18 protein-coding genes, 1 rRNA gene, 1 riboswitch and 1 other annotated feature are annotated in these 21,859 nt (G+C 34.7%); all 19 genes read right to left on the bottom strand.

Annotated features, from left to right (window positions below; all coding sequences use genetic code 11):
* Positions 1-321, bottom strand: a 16S ribosomal RNA gene (locus H8718_RS03950); the annotation flags it as partial.
* Between the two features lie 886 nt (positions 322-1,207).
* Positions 1,208-1,693, bottom strand: coding sequence for a DUF3201 domain-containing protein (locus tag H8718_RS03945; RefSeq protein ID WP_249331680.1), 486 nt, complete (start codon positions 1,691-1,693; stop codon positions 1,208-1,210).
* Positions 1,694-1,698: 5 nt separating this feature from the next.
* A complete protein-coding gene (locus H8718_RS03940) occupies positions 1,699-2,583 on the bottom strand; it encodes a GNAT family N-acetyltransferase (RefSeq protein ID WP_249331679.1) in 885 nt (294 codons plus the stop codon).
* A 14-nt stretch (positions 2,584-2,597) separates the two neighbouring features.
* A complete protein-coding gene (locus H8718_RS03935) occupies positions 2,598-3,062 on the bottom strand; it encodes a GNAT family N-acetyltransferase (protein WP_249331676.1) in 465 nt (154 codons plus the stop codon).
* Between the two features lie 106 nt (positions 3,063-3,168).
* Entirely contained in the window at positions 3,169-3,435 is a 267-nt protein-coding gene (locus tag H8718_RS03930) for a CD3324 family protein (RefSeq protein WP_249331673.1), read from the bottom strand.
* Positions 3,436-3,979: 544 nt separating this feature from the next.
* On the bottom strand, positions 3,980-4,336 hold the full coding sequence (gene rplT, locus H8718_RS03925; RefSeq protein WP_177670108.1) for a 50S ribosomal protein L20: 357 nt from the start codon (positions 4,334-4,336) through the stop codon (positions 3,980-3,982).
* 25 nt (positions 4,337-4,361) lie between these two features.
* The gene (gene rpmI, locus H8718_RS03920) at positions 4,362-4,559 is read right to left on the bottom strand and encodes a 50S ribosomal protein L35 (protein WP_177670110.1); all 198 of its coding nucleotides are present in this window, start codon (positions 4,557-4,559) and stop codon (positions 4,362-4,364) included.
* Between the two features lie 47 nt (positions 4,560-4,606).
* Positions 4,607-5,098, bottom strand: coding sequence for a translation initiation factor IF-3 (gene infC, locus H8718_RS03915; RefSeq protein WP_177670112.1), 492 nt, complete (start codon positions 5,096-5,098; stop codon positions 4,607-4,609).
* 266 nt (positions 5,099-5,364) lie between these two features.
* Positions 5,365-7,338, bottom strand: a complete 1,974-nt coding sequence (gene thrS, locus H8718_RS03910) for a threonine--tRNA ligase (protein WP_249331671.1) — start codon at positions 7,336-7,338, stop codon at positions 5,365-5,367.
* 21 nt (positions 7,339-7,359) lie between these two features.
* Entirely contained in the window at positions 7,360-9,285 is a 1,926-nt protein-coding gene (thrS, locus tag H8718_RS03905; RefSeq protein WP_177670369.1) for a threonine--tRNA ligase, read from the bottom strand.
* A 94-nt stretch (positions 9,286-9,379) separates the two neighbouring features.
* Positions 9,380-9,587 (bottom strand) — a binding site (T-box leader).
* 71 nt (positions 9,588-9,658) lie between these two features.
* Positions 9,659-10,504 carry a putative sporulation protein YtxC gene (locus H8718_RS03900; RefSeq protein WP_249331669.1) on the bottom strand — a complete coding sequence of 282 codons (846 nt, stop codon included), beginning with the start codon at positions 10,502-10,504 and terminating at the stop codon, positions 9,659-9,661.
* A 96-nt stretch (positions 10,505-10,600) separates the two neighbouring features.
* The gene (locus H8718_RS03895) at positions 10,601-11,038 is read right to left on the bottom strand and encodes a GNAT family N-acetyltransferase (RefSeq protein WP_249331666.1); all 438 of its coding nucleotides are present in this window, start codon (positions 11,036-11,038) and stop codon (positions 10,601-10,603) included.
* Between the two features lie 91 nt (positions 11,039-11,129).
* Positions 11,130-12,113: an Hsp33 family molecular chaperone HslO gene (gene hslO / locus H8718_RS03890; protein ID WP_249331664.1), complete on the bottom strand. Its 984-nt coding sequence runs from the start codon at positions 12,111-12,113 to the stop codon at positions 11,130-11,132.
* An 11-nt stretch (positions 12,114-12,124) separates the two neighbouring features.
* Positions 12,125-12,898 (bottom strand): class I SAM-dependent DNA methyltransferase, encoded by a 774-nt coding sequence (locus H8718_RS03885; RefSeq protein WP_249331662.1) that lies wholly within the window; start codon positions 12,896-12,898, stop codon positions 12,125-12,127.
* 31 nt (positions 12,899-12,929) lie between these two features.
* The gene (gene abc-f, locus H8718_RS03880; RefSeq protein WP_249331660.1) at positions 12,930-14,516 is read right to left on the bottom strand and encodes a ribosomal protection-like ABC-F family protein; all 1,587 of its coding nucleotides are present in this window, start codon (positions 14,514-14,516) and stop codon (positions 12,930-12,932) included.
* A gap of 318 nt (positions 14,517-14,834) precedes the next feature.
* Positions 14,835-15,923 carry a DNA polymerase IV gene (gene dinB, locus H8718_RS03875; protein WP_249331657.1) on the bottom strand — a complete coding sequence of 363 codons (1,089 nt, stop codon included), beginning with the start codon at positions 15,921-15,923 and terminating at the stop codon, positions 14,835-14,837.
* A gap of 28 nt (positions 15,924-15,951) precedes the next feature.
* On the bottom strand, positions 15,952-17,223 hold the full coding sequence (locus H8718_RS03870) for an ATP-binding protein (RefSeq protein ID WP_249331655.1): 1,272 nt from the start codon (positions 17,221-17,223) through the stop codon (positions 15,952-15,954).
* Between the two features lie 180 nt (positions 17,224-17,403).
* The gene (locus H8718_RS03865) at positions 17,404-20,886 is read right to left on the bottom strand and encodes a beta-L-arabinofuranosidase domain-containing protein (RefSeq protein WP_249331652.1); all 3,483 of its coding nucleotides are present in this window, start codon (positions 20,884-20,886) and stop codon (positions 17,404-17,406) included.
* Positions 20,887-21,161: 275 nt separating this feature from the next.
* Positions 21,162-21,362 (bottom strand): small, acid-soluble spore protein, alpha/beta type, encoded by a 201-nt coding sequence (locus tag H8718_RS03860; protein WP_408646565.1) that lies wholly within the window; start codon positions 21,360-21,362, stop codon positions 21,162-21,164.
* Between the two features lie 236 nt (positions 21,363-21,598).
* Positions 21,599-21,781: riboswitch (Lysine riboswitch) on the top strand.
* The last annotated feature ends 78 nt before the right edge of the window (positions 21,782-21,859 follow it).

Raw genomic sequence — 21,859 nt, 5'->3', positions numbered from 1 at the left:
TCCCAGTGTGGCCGTTCACCCTCTCAGGCCGGCTATGGATCGTTGCCTTGGTGGGCTGTTATCTCACCAACTAGCTAATCCAACGCGGGTCCATCCTATGCCGATAAAATCTTTGCTAGTCGGTTCATGCGAACCAACTAGATTATGCGGTATTAGCGTTCGTTTCCAAACGTTATCCCCCTGCATAGGGCAGGTTACCCACGCGTTACTCACCCGTCCGCCACTAACTTCATGGAGCAAGCTCCAATCCGTCCGTTCGACTTGCATGTGTTAAGCACGCCGCCAGCGTTCATCCTGAGCCAGGATCAAACTCTCAATAAAAAAGTTTGTCTCTTGACATTTTTGTACTGTTAAGTAGTACTGACTTGTCACTTAATGTGACTTTATGAATCGACTGGTTTAATGGTTACTATTTTATTTTCAAAGTTCATTTTTCTTATTTAGTATGTCGCTGTGTTGTAGCGACTTTTACTATTTTATCTGAAGCGAATTATTTTGTCAAGACTTTTTTTAGTCTTTTTTATCTGTTTGTGTCAGATGCTGTATGTCCGCCTCACAAGTAGATATATTACAGGAGTTCTTTACTTTTGTCAACCGCACTTATTAAAGTAATAATTTTCTATACTATTCCCCCTAATTCTCTTTAATTTATGCTTCCTCTTTCTTGTCATTCTTTATATCTCTTAGTAGTTTATCTACTTACACAGACCCTCCCCATTGTCATAGATGTTGATTATATTCTCATTTTCTAATAGGGATTGTAATAGCCATTCTAAGTTAGATTTCCCCTTTTGTCTTACTTTATGCATATACCTTTTAACATTCACTGTTTTCCATACTTTCTATAGGCATTTTTGAGACAACTCTATCATACCATTGTATTAAAGGAAAAAAAGGAGGACAACTATGAAAACCAAGAAGAAAAGCAATACCATTAACTATGAACAAATCTATCGCACCTGTGCTATTGCCAGCATCTGCTTTTTAAGCTATGTTATCATAAGTTTTTTCTTAAGTGTAAGTAACTTTATTTGTGTTTTCTTATTGTTTTCAAGTATTATTTTTCTGCTCATGCATCTATTCTTTAAAATAAATTTTTATCTTGTTACTTCTTTTGTCTGCTGTATTTTATGTATTCTAGCCAATATATTTTTTATATACATCGCCAAATAACGGAAGACTGGAGTCTCTCCAGTCTTCCGTTATTTTATTTCTTTAATAAATCTCTCATCCTTATGAATGCTGCGATAATCTCCTCTATGCTTTCCTCTTTATTTCTATAACAAGCTATTCCTATATAAGCTTCATCTGAATCTCCTATTTTATCCATAACTTGTTTAGGCGTATCCCCTTTACTATAAAAATCTAGGAGACAGTCCTTTCCTCCATAAAATTCTAAGTCTCCTTCCTCTAAAAGCTCCGCTACTTTAAATCCATCTAACTCTTCTTTCTTTACAAAGAATTCAAAGTGTATCTGATTAAGATTAATCCCTATATCCCCTACCTCTTCTACTATGATAACCGGAATAGGATAAGCTTGATATTCATATTGCCCATTAATCTTAATGTAATGTCCTGAATAATTTTTTAGTGTTGCTTGCATTCCTTGATGTGTTAACTCTTCTAATACATTTCTTGATAGCTCATAGGTCTGGTTTAATAGAGCATGCATTTTCTGTACCATTTTATCCATTCATTCTACTCCTTATGCTGAATCTGGTAGGCTGTGTATGCATTCTCCACTTCAAAGCCTACATCGAAATATAACTGCATAGCCGTTTCATTAAGAACTTCTACACACAAACTAATTTTTTTGATTTGAGATTCTTTAAACAAGTATTCTATAGCTTTAGTGAGCAAAGCTTTCCCTATACCTTGCTTTCTATACCTCTCTTTTACAGCAAGGAAATGAATATAACCGCTTTCTGCTTCTAACTGCTTTTGCACAAATATATATCCTTCTAACTCTTGATTATTCTTAGCAATAAAAAGTTGATGGCTGTGAGTTAGCTTTTCTATGATTTGTTTTCCTGAATAGTACACGCCTGGCCAGATTGTATCATGAAATGTTCGGACCCCTTCATATACATTCTGACTAGCCTCTACTATTCGTTTAGATAAAAGCTGTACTTTCACATTTTCTTTTTTTAATTCTAATACATATTCATGCCCTCTACTTGTTGCCCCAAGATTCTTTAATAATTTTTTATTAATTTGATTTTCTTGGTGAATGAAAAATAAATACTTATATGTAAAACCAAGCGCCTCAAAAATAAACTGACACATTTCATTTGCTATAGATAACCATTCATTCTCTTCTTCTCTATCTATAAAGGGGCCTATCATTTCAATAACCTGTTTTTCTAAATCTACTTGTAAATCTACTATACCTATAAGCTCTCCTTGTTCTATCACTCCAATAGTTTTGTTCTCTTCATCTTCAAAAGACTCCTTGAGATCTCTTCTTATACTGTCCGGCTTTAAACTACAATAACCTATTTTATACCTTTTCTCTTTATTATACTTAGCCATTAAGGCCACACTCTTATCTAAATATGTTTCATCTAAATACACTATTCTCATTTTTTACCCTTTCCTTATAGTATACATCTGTAACTATAACCCTTATCGGTTTTCTTGACTTTATCAAATCCTTGTTTTTTAAATAATTTTTGTGAGGCTATATTATAATCATAAATTTCTCTTACGCCTAACTGTTTATATCCTAATGCACTTGCCCTCAGTTTAAGTGCTTCTATTACTTTGCTTCCTATCCCTTCTCCTCTATAGCCCTTCTCACCTATTACGATAGGTAAATCTTCCATAGATAAAGTTACGTCTCCTATAGGTACAAAATCATTGCCCTGTTTAACCTCTATAAAATAAAGTTCTCCCCTATTACTTAAGTACTCATACATCTTTATAAGCCTTTCCATATCATAAGGTCTACTTTCCTTACCATCTACTAAATCTAAAAGTTCTCTATCCTGATACCATTCAAGAGCAAATTTGCACTTACCGTCATATGGCCTTAATCTTAAAGTATCTGTAATTTGTATCATTCCATGCTCCCCCTTCCTACATCAAAACAGCCAGTAAGCTCTCTATGTTTATCATAGTGAAGTTACTGGCTGTTTTTCAATCTAAAAAACTTTTCTATCTTATTTATTATTTATTACCATAAACAATTTTCCTAATACTAGCTAAGCTTAAGTGGTATTCCATAGCGAGTTCTTCGCATTTCTTGCCTTTATAATATTGCTTTTTAATCCCTACATTTCGCTCTGCAATATAATGTCTTGTCCCTGTTTTCTCTCCCCATGCTTTTTTCATACCCTTTTTATTAGGAATATAAACATATTCACCTTGTATATACTGCTGAATTTGTTCTAATAATTCTTGTGGTAACACGCTCTCTGCTTTTCTATATTTCATGGCCTATCGCTCCTTAGAATTTTTATTTTATCCAAGGTTGCAGGCTATCTATGAAATAGAGCAGGCGACCCTTAAAATATACAGCTCAAACAGGCAATCGCCTTATCTATAAATAGATCCTGCATGAGCAACTACCAACTAAACTACATCGCATCATCTTTTCCTCCTATACATTTTCTTTCTTCTATTATACTCATATTAAAGAGACTAATCTATTAGCTTTCTCAACAATACTTTTCTCATTCCTAATACCTCTAGCAACTTTATATATCTTATAATCAAACGCTATACCTTTTTGTGTTACCTACTCTCTGAAATGCTAGTTTGCATACCCTTCTTGCAATAAAGTTACTAATAATATTTTTTGATCTTTATAGGTTCTTTTATGTTGTCTCTTTTATAAGACATATCAAAATGAATTAAAGTTCGCTCTTGTGTATTATTCTCTAAGAATTATAGAATAGGGTATTCTAAAAAGTAGGAGTTTCTAAGAATAAAAAAAGACCTAGGTAAAATACCTAGGTCTCCTCTATCAATTACTTAATTATTTTAAGTTAGCTTTAGCTGTTTCAACTAATTGTGTGAAAGCTGCTGCATCGTTGATTGCCATATCAGATAACATTTTTCTGTTGATTGTGATATTAGCATTTTTAAGTCCGTTCATGAAACGGCTGTATGTTAAACCATTCATACGAGCTGCTGCATTGATACGAGCAATCCATAATGTTCTGAATTCACGTTTTCTTTGTTTTCTACCAGCGTATGCATAGTTTAAAGATTTCATTACAGCTTGTTTAGCTGTTCTGAATTGTTTAGATTTTGCGCCTCTATAGCCTTTAGCTAATTTTAATACTCTATTACGTCTTTTTTTAGTAGCCATGCCACCTTTTACTCTCGCCATGTTCCTAACCTCCTACTGCTTTTTCTTATAGATATGGTAATAAACGTTTCATTTGTTTTTCGTTTGTTGAGTCAACAAGTCCTGCATGTCTTAAGTTACGTTTTCTCTTTGGAGATTTTTTTGTTAAGATGTGACTTGTGTATGCTTTTGATCTTTTAAGTTTGCCTGATCCTGTAACTTTAAAACGTTTTGCTGCTGCTCTATTTGTTTTTAATTTAGCCATGGTAAGGATCCTCCTTTTTAATAAATATATATTTTATCTTAAGGTAACTATTTTGGTGCTACCACGATAGCCATGTTTCTGCCTTCTAATTTAGGCTTGTTTTCAGCTACGCCAACCTCTTCTAGAAGTCCCATTGCTTGATCTAAAATTTCAATACCTTTTTGTGTATGCATCATTTCACGACCACGGAACATAACTGAAATTTTCACTTTGTCCCCTGCTTTAAGGAATTTTTGTGCATTACGGATTTTAGTCTCAAAGTCATGTTTATCGATACTTGCTGATAATCTAACCTCTTTAACACTAATAGTTTTTTGTTTTTTGCGTGCTTCTTTTTCTTTCTTAGCTGCATCAAACTTATACTTACCGTAATCCATAATCTTACATACTGGTGGTTTTGCTTGTGGAGCAATTTTTACAAGATCAAGATTTTTCTCGCTAGCCATTTGTTGAGCTTCTTTAATTGATACAATACCAATTTGCTCTCCATCTACACCAACAAGTCTGACTTCTTTGTCACGAATTTGCTCGTTAATCATTAATTCGCTAATAATGGGCACCTCCTAAATTTGTTTGCCTGTATTGATAAAACACCTTTTTGCGTAGGTGTGAACGCTCCGCAAAATGAAAGTGGATAGACACCTAGTCTATCCACTTCTCTTATATACATACTAAATCTGACGATTTAAAAAATTCAATTAGTATGACCTTACGAACTTTAGCGTTGTAAGGTGAGAAGAGAAAGCTTCTACTTGCGCCTGTATTCAACATATGAAATGATAGCACAAGCAAATAGCTTTGTCAACTAGTTAGTCTCTGTTTCTGCCTTCATTTCTAAGTGGTAATTATATCTAGTTTTAATTTCATTTGAAATGCGTGTTACAAATGCATCTAATGCCTGCGCACCTTCATCACCATTTTGTCTGCTTCTTACAGATACCGTTCTGTTTGCTTCTTCATCCATACCTACTACTAAGATATAAGGTATTCTTTCCATACGTGCTTCACGGATTTTATAACCAATCTTTTCTGTTCTGTAATCAGCCTCTACTTTTACGCCACTATCTTTAAGGGCTTTTACAACTTCTGCTGCATAATCTGCATATTTATCAGAAATTGGAAGTACTTTTACAGCAGTTGGAGCAAGCCATGCAGGGAATGCACCTGCATATTTTTCAATAAGCATTGCAAGTGTTCTTTCGTAGCATCCGATTGATGAACGGTGAATGATATATGGACGTTTTTTCTCACCATTTGAATCAACATAAGTCATACCAAAACGTTCTGCAAGTGCAAAGTCGATTTGGATAGTGATAATTGTATCTTCTTTACCATGAACGTTTTTAAACTGAATATCAAGTTTTGGACCATAGAATGCAGCTTCACCTTCTGCTTCTGTGTAGTCAATTTCAAGGTGATCTAAAATGTTTTTCATGATTACTTGAGTTTCTTCCCAAGCTACAGGGTTATCAATATACTTTTCAGTATTTGATGGATCCCATTTAGAGAATCTGTAAGTAATATCTTTATCGATACCAAGTGTACCCATAATGTATTTAATAAGGTCAAGACAACCTTTGAACTCATCTTCAAGTTGTTCTGGTGTACATACGATATGACCATCAGCAAGTGTGAATTGTCTTACACGGATAAGGCCATGCATTTCTCCTGATGATTCATTTCTTGCAAGTGTAGCCGTTTCAGCATAGCGAATTGGAAGATCACGGTAGCTGTGTTGTTCTGCATTGTAAATACAGAATTGGAATGGACATGTCATTGGTCTAAGGGCAATGATTTCATTATCTGTTTCTTCTTCACCCATTACAAACATACCATCTTTATAATGATCCCAGTGACCTGAAATTTTGTAAAGATCGTTTTTAGCCATACTAGGTGTTTTTGTAAGGACATAACCACGTCTTTCTTCTTCATCTTCTACCCATCTTTGAAGTGTTTGGATAACACGCGCCCCTTTTGGCATCATAAGTGGAAGCCCTTGACCTACTGATTCATCAGTTGTGAAGAGTTTAAGTTCGCGACCTAATTTATTGTGGTCACGTTTTTTAGCTTCTTCAAGCTTTTCTAAGTGCTCTTTAAGCTCTGCTTTTTTAGGGAATGCTGTTGCATAAATACGTGCAAGCATTTTGTTTTTCTCATTCCCTTTCCAGTATGCACCTGCTGCATAAAGAATTTTGAAAGCATCAACTGGTTTTGTGCTCATAAGGTGAGGACCTGCACATAAGTCTACAAATTCACCTTGTTTATAGAAAGAAATCACTTCACCTTCTGGTAAGTCACGAATAAGTTCTACTTTGTATGGTTCGCCAGCCTCTTCCATAAGTTTAATCGCTTCTTCACGTGGAAGCTCAAATCTTTCAATAGGAAGTTTTGCTTTTACGATTTTTTTCATTTCCGCTTCAATAGCCGCAAATTCTTCTTCTGTGAATGCTTTATCACGGTCGAAGTCATAGTAGAAACCATCTTCAATAGCTGGCCCAATAGCAAGTTTTACATCTGGGTAAAGATTTTTAACAGCTTGTGCAAGAATATGCGCTGCTGTATGGCGGAATGCCCATTTACCTTCTTTATCATTAAATGTAAGAATCTCAAGATTTGCATCTTCTGTAATAGGTGTTCTAAGGTCTACCATTTCTCCATTAAGTTTACCAGCACATGCTGCTCTCGCTAAACCTTCACTAAGATCTTTAGCAATATCTAAAATAGTAATGCCTGCTTCGTACTGCTTCTTAGTACCATCTTTTAAAGTAATATTAATCATATTTCACCTCTGTAATGTATATTAAGCTTGTTTGCCTACTAAATAATTGTATTTTGTCTGAACTTCTTCAGTTATTCTCTGAATAAAGGCTTGTAAATCCATTTGGCCTTCTTCACCATTTTCTCTACTTCTTACAGCAACTTTACCCTCTTCTTCTTCCTGAGCCCCTACTACTAAAATGTACGGTACTCTTTCCATACGTGCTTCACGGATTTTGTAACCAATCTTTTCTGCACGCTCATCTCTTTCTACTCTAAGACCAGCTTCTTCTAAAGCATCTTGTACTTTAGCTGCATAAGCATGATATTTCTCTGAAATAGGAAGTACTTTGACTTGTACTGGTGCAAGCCATGTTGGGAATGCTCCTGCAAAATGTTCTGTAATAACACCAATGAAACGTTCAATACTACCCAGTACAACACGGTGAATCATAACAGGACGATGTTTCTCTCCATCTGCACCAATATACTCAAGTTCAAAACGTTCTGGAAGTTGGAAGTCTAACTGAATTGTACCACATTGCCATGTCCTGCCTAGGCAGTCTTCAAGCTTGAAGTCGATTTTAGGACCATAGAAAGCCCCATCCCCTTCGTTAATTTTGTAGTCATATCCCATATCTGTTAAAGCTTCAATTAATGCTTCTGTTGCTGTTTCCCATGCTTCATCTGAACCCATGCTATCTTCAGGTCTTGTAGAGACTTCTACTTTATATTTAAAGCCAAATGCTTTATACACTTCATCAATTAGTCTTACAACACCTTTTATTTCATCTTTAATTTGCTCTGGTAGCATGAAGATATGCGCATCATCTTGTGTAAAGTTACGTACTCTCATAAGACCATGAAGTGCACCTGAAAGCTCATGACGATGTACTAAACCAAGCTCACCCATACGGAGTGGAAGGTCACGGTAAGAACGCATTTTTGTTTTATAAACAAGCATACCACCTGGACAGTTCATTGGTTTAATCGCATAGTCCATTTCATCAATAACTGTTGTGTACATATTTTCACGGTAGTGATCCCAGTGACCACTTGTAAGCCATAGATCTTTATTTAAGATAATTGGTGTAGAAATTTCTTTATAACCTGCTTTTTTATGAATTTCTCTCCAGTAGTTAATAAGTGTATTTCTAAGTTCCATTCCTTTTGGTAAGAAGAATGGGAAACCTGGACCTTCATCTAAAATAGTGAAAAGTTCAAGTTCACGACCAAGTTTACGGTGGTCACGTTTTTTAGCCTCTTCAAGTTTTTCTAAGTGCTCATTAAGTTCTGATTTCTTTGTGAAAGCTGTTGCATAAATACGAGAAAGCATTTTATTTTTCTCGCTACCTTTCCAGTATGCACCCGCTGCTGATAAAAGTTTCACTGCTTCTACTGGTTTTGTACTCATAAGATGAGGCCCTGCACATAGATCTACAAATTCACCTTGTCTATAGAAAGAAATCACTTCACCTTCTGGTAAATCATTAATAAGTTCTACTTTGTATGGCTCACCAGCCTCTTCCATAAGTTTAATCGCTTCTTCACGTGGAAGCTCAAATCTTTCAATAGGAAGTTTCTCTTTTGCGATTTTTTTCATCTCTGCTTCAATAGCCGCAAATTCTTCTTCTGTGAATGCTTTATCACGGTCAAAGTCATAGTAGAAACCATCTTCAATAGCTGGTCCAATAGCAAGTTTTACATCTGGATAAAGTCTTTTTACAGCTTGAGCTAACATATGCGCTGCTGTATGACGGAATGCCCATTTACCATCTTGGTCATTAAAAGTTAAAATCTCTAAATTACAATCTTCATTAAGAGTTGTTCTAAGATCTACCCTTTCCCCATTTATAAGACCACAACATGCATTACGCGCTAACCCTTCACTAAGATCTTTAGCAACCTCTAAAACAGAAATGCCTGCTTCGTATTGTTTCTGACTGCCATCTTTTAAAGTAATGTTAATCATACCTATTCTTTCTCCTTTATATAGTTTGTGTACTATACTAAAGCCCTAGGCAATAAAAAAACTCCCGTCCTTTCCTAGCCACAAGCTCTAGAAAAGGGACGAGAGTACAATTCCCGCGGTTCCACCCTTATTGTTTTCGAAAACGAAACCTCTTTGTTAGGACTATAACGTAGTCAACGGATTGGTTTACAATCACTCAGAGCTGGTCTTCACTTATTATCTTTTAAAGATGCTCACACCAATGCATCCTCTCTCTGAAAAAAGATTTCGTAAGCTACTCGTCTCTTCATCGCGTTCATTTATTAATTCTGATTTCATTCTAGTCAAATTTACTTTGTCTGTCAATATCCTTTCATTAAGTAGTATTTTTTTACAAAGGAGACTGACAGTTTTCACATCCATCACAGTAACTAAGCTGTTCTTTAAAGAGCGCCTTAAGGGTGTCTAAAAAATGAGGATTCAGATCTTTAATATCTTTATGAATGATAACTTTTTTAGGTGATACACAAATTAAAATATGCAGCACTTTATCTTCTATCTGCATTTTCTCATCTTCAAGTTCATTGCAGTACTGCTGCATATAAGCCTTGGTTCTATCTTGCATGTATTCATCTAATAGGAGGATATCTCCTTCTTCTTTAGGAATAAGATGCATGACTTCCTCTTTTGCTTCTTGCATGGACTTAGTATCTAACAGGAAATTAATAAACTGAATATAATCTTTTTGCATTTCATAGTCATAAATAGTCTGCTCAATGACATCTTCTAGAATGACTTTATACTTTTGTGTTCTAAAAGCCATCCATCCATCTATATTCACTTCTTTATAGCGCTCAAGTTCTTTTATAAGAGGCGTATAAATGACATAGTAAGCAATATAAGATACCCCTTCCTCCTTAGCAATATAGTTGTTATGGATAAAAAGCTTTTCGACTTCCTTTTTTTCTTCTCTATTTAATCCTTTATAACTTTTTAAATAGCTCCTAGCAAACTTCTTCAGAACACCTTCTTGAATCACATCTCCAACTAAGTTTGCAATATTTTTAAGGACTTCATCTTTTTCTTTTTTATTTGCTGCGCATCTGAAGCATTTTATAGTATCTAGACTGTCACATTGCCAGCTTCCACAGATGCTGTCAGGGCTTTCTAATAATCTGTCTAACTTTATTTGGAAAAGTTCTGCATAATTTTCAGTCCATATTCTATATTGAATCATTCTACTCCTCCTCAACCCCTCTAATTCAATATATGACTGGACATTTGTTAACTTTCCCTTATAACTTTGTCTTTATCATAAATTTCCTTATTCTTTTTAGAGTGAACGTCTCATAATTATCAGTTCATCAGAAACTTTAAAGTTTTGCTTCTCATAAAAACCTAACATCTCACTACATCTTAAAGTCCATAGAATAATCTCAGTTACGCCATCAACCTTCACTCTTCTTACCATTTCATCTACTAACTTAGAGCCTATCCCCTTACCTTTAATTGCCGTATCTACACAAAGTTCTTTAAAATGAAAATGTACAGCATCATAGTAATATTCCTTATTACCTAATGCCATTCCTACTACTTTATTATTGTCATAGGCAATAAGACCTAAACTATCCTCGCAGCCTATCATCTGCCCTAAGCGTTTTTTAGCAGTCTCCACTGTCCACTTATCATACCAAGGTTCGCCGTTAAAAGCCCCTACATACAGCTCTACTATCTTATCTAAGTCTTCCCTGGTCATAATTTTAAATTCCATCTTCTTCCCTCCATTTAATCTTAATAGTTGTATGTATAAAAAGGACTGCTACAAATAAATGTCTAATACATTTTGTAACAGTCCTCTATTTTTACTCTTGTGTTTCTTCTGGTCCGCCTAATTCAAATACGATTTCTGAGTCTCCACCTAAATCGAAAACAATTTCTTGACCTTCATCTAATACGACTTCTGGCTCATCTGCTACTTCTTCTAAAAGTTCTACAATGCTCTGTTTGTCAAACTCATATTTATGATTGCAGAAATGGCATACAAGCTCTAAGTCTTCTTGATCATCATTTACGATTTCTTGAAGTTCTTTTCTACCTAAACTGATAAGTGCACGTTCCATATTTTCTCTTGAACAATCACAATGGAATCTTACTTCTGTACGGTCCATCATCTCAGCATCATCACCTAAAAGCATCATGATAACGTCTTCAATTGATTTACCCTCTTCCATATAAGTTGTTAAAGAAGTGAAAGTTTTAAGTTTTTCTTCAAGTTTTGTAATATCTTCATCTGTTGCATCTGGAAGTACTTGAATAATAAATCCACCAGATTGTTTAATACTATAGTCACGGTCAACAAGTACGCCTAAAGCTACTACTGTATTTGTTTGTTCTGAAGTTGCAAAGTAGTAGCTAAAATCTTCTGCAATCTCTCCAGAAAGCATAGCTATTTGTCCTGTATAAGGCTCTTTAAGACCAATGTCTTTTTTGACAATCATAAGGGCATTACCAATTGCACCACTTACATCAAGTTTCCCATTTTCTTTTTTAGGAATATCTACTACTGGCACATGTGGATAGCCTTTAACGTTTCCTTTGGCATCAGCTTCTACTGTAATACCTTGGATAAGTCCATCCCCTTTAATCATAACGCACACACGGTCATTATCATTTTTAAGCATGTTACCCATCATAAGTGTACCTGTCATTGTACGTCCAAGTGCTGCTGATACAACTGGAGATGTACCGTGATTTTTTACTGCTTCACCAACAACACCCGTTGTATTGGCACCAAAAAATCTAAAACTTTTATTTTTGTCAGTTCCTCTTACAATATAGTTTTCCATATTCTGTCTCCTTAATCTATATAAACTTTTCCTTCTACTTGCTTTTCTCTCGCAACAAAAGTTGCTCTAAAAGTACTTGTATCGCAAGGTTTAGTTGTATAATCATCATAAACTGCAACAAGTTCCATACCTGCTGTATCAAGTAGTGCTTTAATACGTTCTACATCATAAGCTTTTTGATAGTGTACTTCTTCAAATCTATCATATCTACCATCTTCATCTGCTACGAAGAAGCTTACATAGAACTCATTCACCTGCTGCTTCTCATCATAGAAGTTTTCCCAAATATAAGCAGCATCTTCTGTCTGATCTGCAAAAACTTTCTCTCCTAAAAGCGTTTTGTATTTATGAGGTGTGTTCACATCAAAGATAAATAATCCACCTTTTTCAAGATAATTATTTACCCATTTAAACATAGAAAGTACTTTTTCTTCTTCCATTAAATAATTGATACTATCACAGCTACTGTAAATCACATCTACAGTCCCATAAAGTTCAAATTCACTCATATCCTGCATAAGATATAAAATCCCACGCTGAGCTTCCATTTCATTCTCACGTGCAATCATGAGCATTTCCTCTGAAGCATCAATGCCAATAACATCAAAGCCTTTATCTGCAAACATCTCACACATTTTTCCTGTACCACACCCTAAGTCACATATAAGTTTAGGGGTAATACCTTGTGCTTTTATGATGTCTTCTATAAAAGATACCCACTGCGCGTAAGGTGTATCTTCCATAAATATATCGTATATCATTGCAAAATCATTGTAAATTTCCAATTCTTCCACCTCTTCATCTGATGACTAAACCTTATTGTACACTAGCTGTTTTTTCTATGCAAATGCAATTTGTGGCTATTGTCTCTACAAAAAGTCTATCATGCTCTACAAAGACCATGGTTGGTTTATACTGCATAATGAGCTCTTCTATCTGAGTACGTGATAAAATATCAATAAAGTTAAGCGGTTCATCCCATACATATAGATGCGCCTGTTCACACAAACTTCTGGCAATGAGTACTTTTTTCTTTTGTCCGCCGCTTAACTCAGATAAGTCTTTATCAAATGCTTGTCTTGTAAAATCTAGTTTTCTTAAAATAGCCTTAAACAAACTTTCATCAATACCGCTCTCTCTTACAAAGTCCCTCATACTCCCTTTTAAAAAACTAGTATCTTGGGGTACATAAGAAATTTTAAGCTTAGAACCTTTTAAAAGTTTCCCACTATATATAAGCTCTTCCCCTACTAATAGCTTAATAAGGCTAGACTTACCACAGCCATTAGATCCCTTTAAAGCAATTCTATCTCCCTGTTTAATATTGAAGCTAATTGGCTTACTTACTGCCTTTCCATCATACTGAATAACTACATCTTGTACTTCTGCCAAAACAGGCTTTACATAATCCATACAATGCACTTTTAGAGTATGGACTTGTTCTATATTTTTAAGCAATTGCTTTTTCTCTTCTATCATTTTATCCTGTCTTTTTTCAATAACCTTTGCGCGCTTCATCATCTTAGCTGACTTATGTCCAACAAATCCTTTATCTGCTGCACCTATTTTAGACTTTTCTATTTGGTCACTCCAATTTTCATTACGCATACTAGCCGCATTTAGTCTACCAATTTCTTTTTTAAGCTTTTCATTCTCACCTAACTCATACTGATCATTTCGATCTTTATTTAGTTTCCAACTTGAGTAATTCCCCTGCTGCACTTCAATGTTATGACGATTGATACATAAAACATGGTCAATAATCTGGTCTAAAAAGAGCCTATCATGAGAAACTAATATAAAACCTTTTTTGCTCTTTAAATACTCCGCTACAATTTGTCTTCCTTCAATATCTAAATGGTTTGTAGGTTCATCAATAAGTAAAAAGTTATTTTTCTTTAGAAAGAGTGCCACTAAAAGCAGTTTGGTCCTTTCCCCATTACTTAAAGTATAGAAAGGTCTATTAAGAACCTCTTCATCTACTTTTAGTTTACTGATTTCCTTAATAATCAATTCTTTTATTGTATAACCATCATGCTGCATATAGGCATCTAGTAATATACCATATTGTTCTAAACTTGCACCTGTATTTTTCTTAAGGCAAAGTTCCATTTCCTCTTCCCACTGACTAAAGGGAGCAATTACATTACGTATCACTTCTAAAGTCAGTTGGTCTTGCTCTACTTCAAAAGGGAAGTAGTCAAAACTCACAGAACTTACAATATTTCCTTTATACTCATATTTACCTTGCAGTAAATTTAAAAGCGTTGTTTTGCCTCTGCCATTACGTCCGATAAAGCCTAGCTTCCAATCGGTATCAATTGTAAAGGATGTATTTTCAAATATATTTTCATAATGTGTATCATAACTAAAGGTTAGGTTGGTTATATTAATAACAGACATTCTATTTCTCTCCCTTCAATATAAAAATAAGCCCCAAGAAAGTTCTCTTTCTCAGGGCTTATTTTGCTACATATGAAAATATAGCAAAGCCTAGGCATAGGATAGGATAGGTTATGCTATGCCTGCTTTTATCCGTAAGCTGATAGTAGATGAACTCTCTTGCTGATGCACGACAAATAAACATATCCTAGATATGTTCCTTGAGCTCTATAAAAGCTTATCATGCATTTTAATAAAATTAGCAAGCAAAGTTCTCCACTTTATCAACTCCTTTAATCTAATAATTTCATTATAATATACTCTATCGGACTGTCAACCCTACTTAAGCGTATCTAAATACTCAAACAGAGAAATATTTTCACCTTTTCTCTCTTCCTTGTTTACAAGATGAGATAAAGTAATCCCCAAGAGGCGTACTTTTTGCTCCGGTTCTTCCACTTTACTCACAAGCATATGCACATATGTCATAATCTCATCTACCTCTGAAATAGGATAAGGTGTCATCATACTACGTGTGATCTGAGTAAAGTCACTAAATTTAACTTTTATGGTAACATTTTTACCCCAGACTGCCCTTTTCTTAACTCTCATACTCACTTCTTGTGCTAGCTCTTTTAAATAATTTTCAGCCTCTACGCCTATGAGATTCACATCTTCATTAAAGGTATTTTCTGCACCTATAGACTTACGAATACGGGAATTTTCTACTTCTCTATTATCTATACCGCGGGCAAAATCATAGAGCATATATCCCCTTTTCTTAAACACACTTACCAAATAGTCTAATTCTAGCTTTCTTAAATCTCTCCCATAATGCACACCTATTCGCCTTAGCTCTTCTTCTGTTACCTTGCCTACTAGAAAAAATTTATTAATAGGGAGGGCATCTAAAAAGTCTTGGGCTTTTTCTGGTGTAATGACTGTAAGTCCATTGGGTTTTTTATAGTCTGAAGCAATTTTAGCAAGAAACTTATTGTAGGATACACCTGCTGAGCCCGTTAAATTCAGTTCCTCATAAATAGCTTTTTTGATTTCTTTAGCAATCTGGGTAGCTGAAGGTATACCCTTTTTATTTTCTGTTACATCTAAAAAGGCCTCATCTAAAGATAGAAATTCTACCTGATCCGTATACCTTCTGAAAATCTCCCCAATTTGAGTTGAAACAGTCTTATAAACATCAAATCTCGGCTTTATAAAAATAGCCCTTGGGCATAGCTGCCTAGCTGTCCTAGCCGGCATAGCTGAGTGAATGCCAAACTTCCTTGCTTCATAAGAACAAGTTGCTACAACTCCCCTTGCATCTGGATTACCTCCTACAATAACAGGCTTGCCCCTAAGAGATGGGTTCTCTCTTGCTTCTACTTGGGCATAGAAAGCATCCATATCTATATGTATAATTTTACGCATACTCCATCTCCTTCCGCCTAAAACTATTCTACATTTCCTGGCTTTCTAGATAATCTACGAACTGTTTAGCTGTTCTGCCTGATTTACCATTATGCCACATTTCCCACTTCAGTGCTTCCTTTTTTAAAATTTCTTCTTCTATACCTAGTCCTCGTTGCTTAACCAATCCATTTACAATAGCTAAATACTCTAGTTGATTAGGTGAGTTAAAGCCTATACGCATGCCAAAACGATCTGAAAGAGACATTTTTTCTTCAACTGTATCTTTGCCATGAAGTTCATTGTCACTTATCTTTTCTTCTATAAGATGTCTACGATTAGATGTAGCGTAAATAATAACATGGCTCGGCTTAGCCTCTACCCCACCTTCTAATATAGTTTTAAGTGCCGTATAAGTTTCTTCCTTATCCTCAAAGGCTAAATCATCTATAAAAATAATAAAGTAATAAGGTTTATCTTTAATTTCATTAATCAATTCTTTAAGCTGCATAAGCTGATCTTTTCTCATCTCAACAAGTCTTAACCTAGTATGGGGTGCAAAGTAATTTAACACTGCTTTAATCATAGAAGATTTGCCTGTTCCTCTGGCTCCATAAAGGAGTAAGTTATTAGCTGGATAGCCTTTTAAGAATGCCTCTGTATTATGGAGTAAATCTTGCTTCTGTAGATGATAGCCAATAAGGTCATCCATGATAATAGAATCTGGTACACCTATCCCTTTAATCTCCTTACGTCCTTTGCAATCAGCCCATATAAAAGCTTTATATTTAGCAAAAATGCCACAACCTTTATTCCTATAGAAATCCAGAAGCTGGTCAGCCTTCTCACCCCATCCTACATAACCTAATACCATCTGCTCCTCTTCTGATTCATTTTCCCATTCCAAGAGACTATGAATAATCTCTTTTTCCAGCTCACACTTTGCTTTATGACACATACATGCCTTTAAATCCACAGCTTTAACCTCTCCTATAGCCTGCAAGGCAGCTAATTCTCCTCTTAATGCCTCCACCATGGAAATGCTAAGTTCCTTTTGCCTCTCTATATGTAAATTGATTAAATTCTGTCCATATAAAATCTCATCTAAAATATATGCTTTTAAAGATTTTCCCTGTATTTCTTTATAAAAGTTATAGGCAAAACCATTATACAGTTTTATATTTTCTCCTATAGGCTTATTTTCATCTAATACATCTTCTACTAGTTTTTCTAAATCCCTTATAAGTTCTAGCTCTTGTATACTTTTAAAGATACAAAGCCTAGCCATCTGTAATTTTAACCCTAAAAGTTTTTGTTTCATCCCCATCACTTCTTTTCTTTTTATCTTATACTAGCATACTCTTTTCTTATTTTGGAGTACTTACTTTAGCTGTATCCTATAAAAAAGTAAGAGAATAATTCTCTAAGGATTACTCTCTTACTTTAACAAAATTAAAATATATTTTATGGAGTTTAAAAATAAGTTTATGAGAATAAATTATTAATTGTCAGCTACATTAGAAGTCTTCTCTTCTACTTTTACATAAGTATGATAACGATAATTATCGGCATTATACATTGGGTAGAAATCTAAACCATTTACTATAAGATGTGGGGGTTGAGCACTATCTGTTCCTGTTACAATTTCAACCGATTCTAAAAGATTTTCACTTAATACCACATTGTACCAATTCATTGGTATATATTCTTCCCTAGTATCTTTAGCTACCATAACAATTGGACCATACATTAACGATGCTACAGTATTACCATCAACTTTATCAGGTGTTTTATCTAAATGTAAAGTATATGGCATATTGATTTCAACAATATCACCGTCACTCCATGTACGATTAATTTCTACATATGTGCTAACCTCTGGTTTTAGGCAGATAACATCGCCATTAACTTTTATCGTAAAGCCATCTGTTGCCCAATACGGAACGCGCAGTTTCATTGTAAAGTCTCCAGCTCCACCAATCGTTAATTTTGAATTCTCAGAAGGGAACTTAGTTTCTTGTTTTACAGTTATACCTTTTTCTTCCCATTCTACTGTCGTAGGAATATATAGATTTACATATAGTGTATCCTCTGAATACGCATATACAGCTTCTTGATATTTAACGTGATTTTCCATACCTGTTCCATTACAGCATGTGAATCCTCCATAGTCAGAATCAAAATCTTTTCTTTGACCTGGGTCAATTGGAAGCATATAGGTTACGCCATTATGCATATGCTCTGTTGTTTCTTTAGTTTGTGAAGCAATAATTTGATTAATTAATGTTCTCTCATAATAGTCCATATAAGCAGCATTATCTGGATCATAGGTGTATAAATCCTTTGTCAACTTTAACATATTGTAAGCAGCACAAGTTTCGCAGTTTTCACCTCTACCTGAATTTCCAAGGATATTGGTCCCTTGTTGATAAGGATCTTTAAAACGCTCCCCTGTCCCTATACCACCAATAGAGTAAGCATAACGTGCTACAACCATATCCCAAAAGTTTCGAGCAATATGATAATACTTTGGATCTTGTGTAGCTGCATATTCATGGATTGCACCTACAATTTGGGGAATATGTTGATTAGCATGTCTATTTTGGATATCATCTACATTACTTGATAGATTATTAAAGAACTTGGTATTATCAAACATTTGAGCGGCTTTTAAATATCGCTCATCTCTTGTAATTTCGTAAAGTTTTGTAAGTGATTCATTCATTCCACCATATTCCCCTGCAATATACATATCCCACATTTTTGAACGTTGCTCTGCTGTACATGCGTTTAATCGTTCATATATCCATCCTCCAAGATCTTTGGCAATTTCCAATGCTTCTTCATTACCACCATAGGTGTAGCAGTCTAAGAAACCTGCAAGTAATTTATGCATTGTATAATAAGGTGCCCAAATTGTTGCATAAGGTGTATATTGTTCTAGTAAAGCAAATTGATCTGGAGAATATGCACTAATAAATCCAACACCCCATGCTTCTGGATCTTTACTCCATTTTTCTTGATTTGCATCAGTTGGTGTACAAGATGTCTTAAAGTCTTCTGGACTGCCCTTAGATAATAATTGTAATTTTCGCATTTCTGCAATCATATAGTCCATTTTTTCTTTATATACTTCATCTCCTGTTGCTGCATAAGCATATGCCAGTGCTGACATAAAATGTCCTGTAGAATGTCCACGTAATAATCCTGTTGGTTCTTCCCATCCCGTTAATGGTTCTACACCTTTTGTATCTTGCCCAAAGGCAGTTCTAAAATTATAGAGCATTCTATCTGCATCCATCAGATTTAGATATTCTAAAGCACGCTCCATATTCTGAGAAAAGATGGTATCATTGCCATCTAGAGAGATATTAGAAAGATCAAATCCAGATGCGACTTTAATAGGTATTTGGGCTGTTTTATCTGTAATAACCACATTTGCAACTACGCCCACTGAAGAATCTACAATGTTGCCTTTCATTTGCTTCACTCCAGTCTTTAAGAAATCTTCAGTAGTTAAATCTGTCGGCCATACTACTTTTTCAAATCCTATGGTATTATCTTCATAAGTTACCTTTATTCTATGAGGCAAAGTTGGTAGGATTCCTAAAGAAGTCTTAACTTCTACATCTGCTACTTCAACAATATCTAATTTTTCATAAACTGGATATACAGTTGCAGTAAATTCCTTTTCAAGAGCTGCTAATCCATAACTCATTTTTGCTGTTAATGTAACTAATTTATAATTATCAATTGGCCTTGTTACTTTTCCATCATCAGAGATAATATGAGGTTCAGAGCTTTCCCATGAAATACTAGAGCCTAATACGCCTTGTGTAGGTAATTGAAGATCTTTTGTTACAACATTCAAATTACCAAGAGTAATTGTATCTCCATCCTTCTCTACAATTTGCCTATCTGTTAGATGGGCCTTTACTTTTACTTCAAATGTTTTAGTGGCTATTTCTCCTCCAGATTGTATAGTTGCAGTTAAAGTAACTGTCACATCTGCCTTTCCAGCCTTTGGCCTTGTTACTTTACCTAATGAGGATACAATAATTGTATCACTCGTTTTCCATGTAATAGAACTACCCATTTCTCCAGTTGTAGGCAGCACTAAGTCTTCTGTTACAGCTGAAATATCCCCAAGTGTTAATGATTCTTTATCTCGCTCAACTTTTTCTTTATCTGGTATTTCTACTTGTTCTAAAACTTCCTCTTGACTCATGGAGTAGTTATAAATTTTAAAATCAGCAATTTTACCTTCAAAAATGTCATTACCAAATTGACCATAACCGATATAATTTTGAGTACTGTCTTGTAGGGCAGAAAGATCAGTATCTGTAGTAATCGTATCAATTAATTTTCCGTCTTCATATAAAGACATACTCTTTTCAGATCCATCAAATGTAACCGTTGTATAGATCCAACGTCCAGTATCAATGTTCTCTCCTTTTTCAGGCCCTTTTTCACCTGACCAACCAATATTTGTAAGGGCACTAGTATAGCCTGTATGCCCCTCATTATATCCATTTGCTAATAGATACATATAAGAAGTCGTACCGCTACCAATATCCCATATTCTCTGATAACTTGTTAGGTCCTCAACATATGCCCAACAACTAATTGTTACATCCTCTAAGTCATTCAGTATACCGCTTGGCATTTCTATATAAGTATTTGTAGCGCTAGGACTTCCTCCTTGCATGATAAAAGCAGTATAATCTTGCCCATATATAGTGACTTGTTCCGTTTCTACTTGAGATCCTGTTGGACGCACAACTCCTGCCTTTCCATTGTTACTCACATCATTCACAATCGTTCCAGATTGCAATGACTTAAAATCATAATGTAGAATTAAGTTATTATCTACTGCTTTCTTTGAAGATGCTTGAGTCATTGGAGCTAAACTAATGACCATTCCAGCTGTAACTATTGTCACCAAAAATGTGTTTTTAGTGTTAATACCCTTCATTTTTTTCATCACTCACTCCCCCTATCTTTATTTAATACCTAAATCATATCAATATGCATGGATTCTCTCTACTCATTTTCTTGCGAAAATATTTAGTTTTTTTTAAATTTTTATGTATCTATTAATAAAAGGGAGTTATTTTATTATTTTATTGTGTTTTTTTATTTTCTCTTGTATATCTTAATAATTATTATGCTGTACATAATAAAATAAGCTTCTTGTGCGTTATGTTTTAGCATCATAACTTACAAGAAGCTTTACTTACGGAGCCCTTTCTTTAAATCCTATGCATTATTTTCTTTATTTTTTAATTCTCTTTTCTTTTTAGTCATAAGACCACCAATACGCCCTGTTTCTTTAGGTGTAAGGCTCTTCCATCCACCTTCTTGCACTTTATCTAAAAGACCTAATTCCTCTGCAATTTCAAGCTTCATCTTTTGGTCTGGTGATAAAGCATCAAATAATTTCTCTTTAGTGCTATCCATGTTTTTCATAGAATTACCTTCCTTTTTTTGTATTCATGTTCTACAGTATGGATAATTTATCTTAAAAATATACACCCTCACCCTACTTTTTCAGCTTTTATGCATTTTTTTAGTTTTCTAGCATATAATATGTGCATCATCAATCTTTTCATAATTTAAAATAGTATTTAATTGTTTGTAATATTGACACCCGTTATGCGTCATGTTATGATTAGACACAATTGAATAACATTAATCATTCATGTAGAGGCGCGATACTTATGAGTAGAATTTAGGATTCTTACAAGAGAAGTTGACTACTTTCAAAAGGAAGCATCGCCGAAGGGTAATGTGCTTGTACACTTTATTCCTGGGTGTATAGTGAATAGCTATACAACTGTCACCTTTTGCTATACAATAGGTGGTGTGCTACTGTGTTTAAGTGATTCTTGTAAATGAAGTTTACATCATCGTATTCACAGCCAGCTACCTATTAGCTGGCTTTTGTTATTTATTTT

Source organism: Zhenhengia yiwuensis (assembly GCF_014384995.1).
GTDB lineage: Bacteria > Bacillota > Clostridia > Lachnospirales > Cellulosilyticaceae > Zhenhengia > Zhenhengia yiwuensis.
Note: the sequence above shows the minus strand (reverse complement) of the source record. Positions and strands in the feature narration are given on the sequence as shown.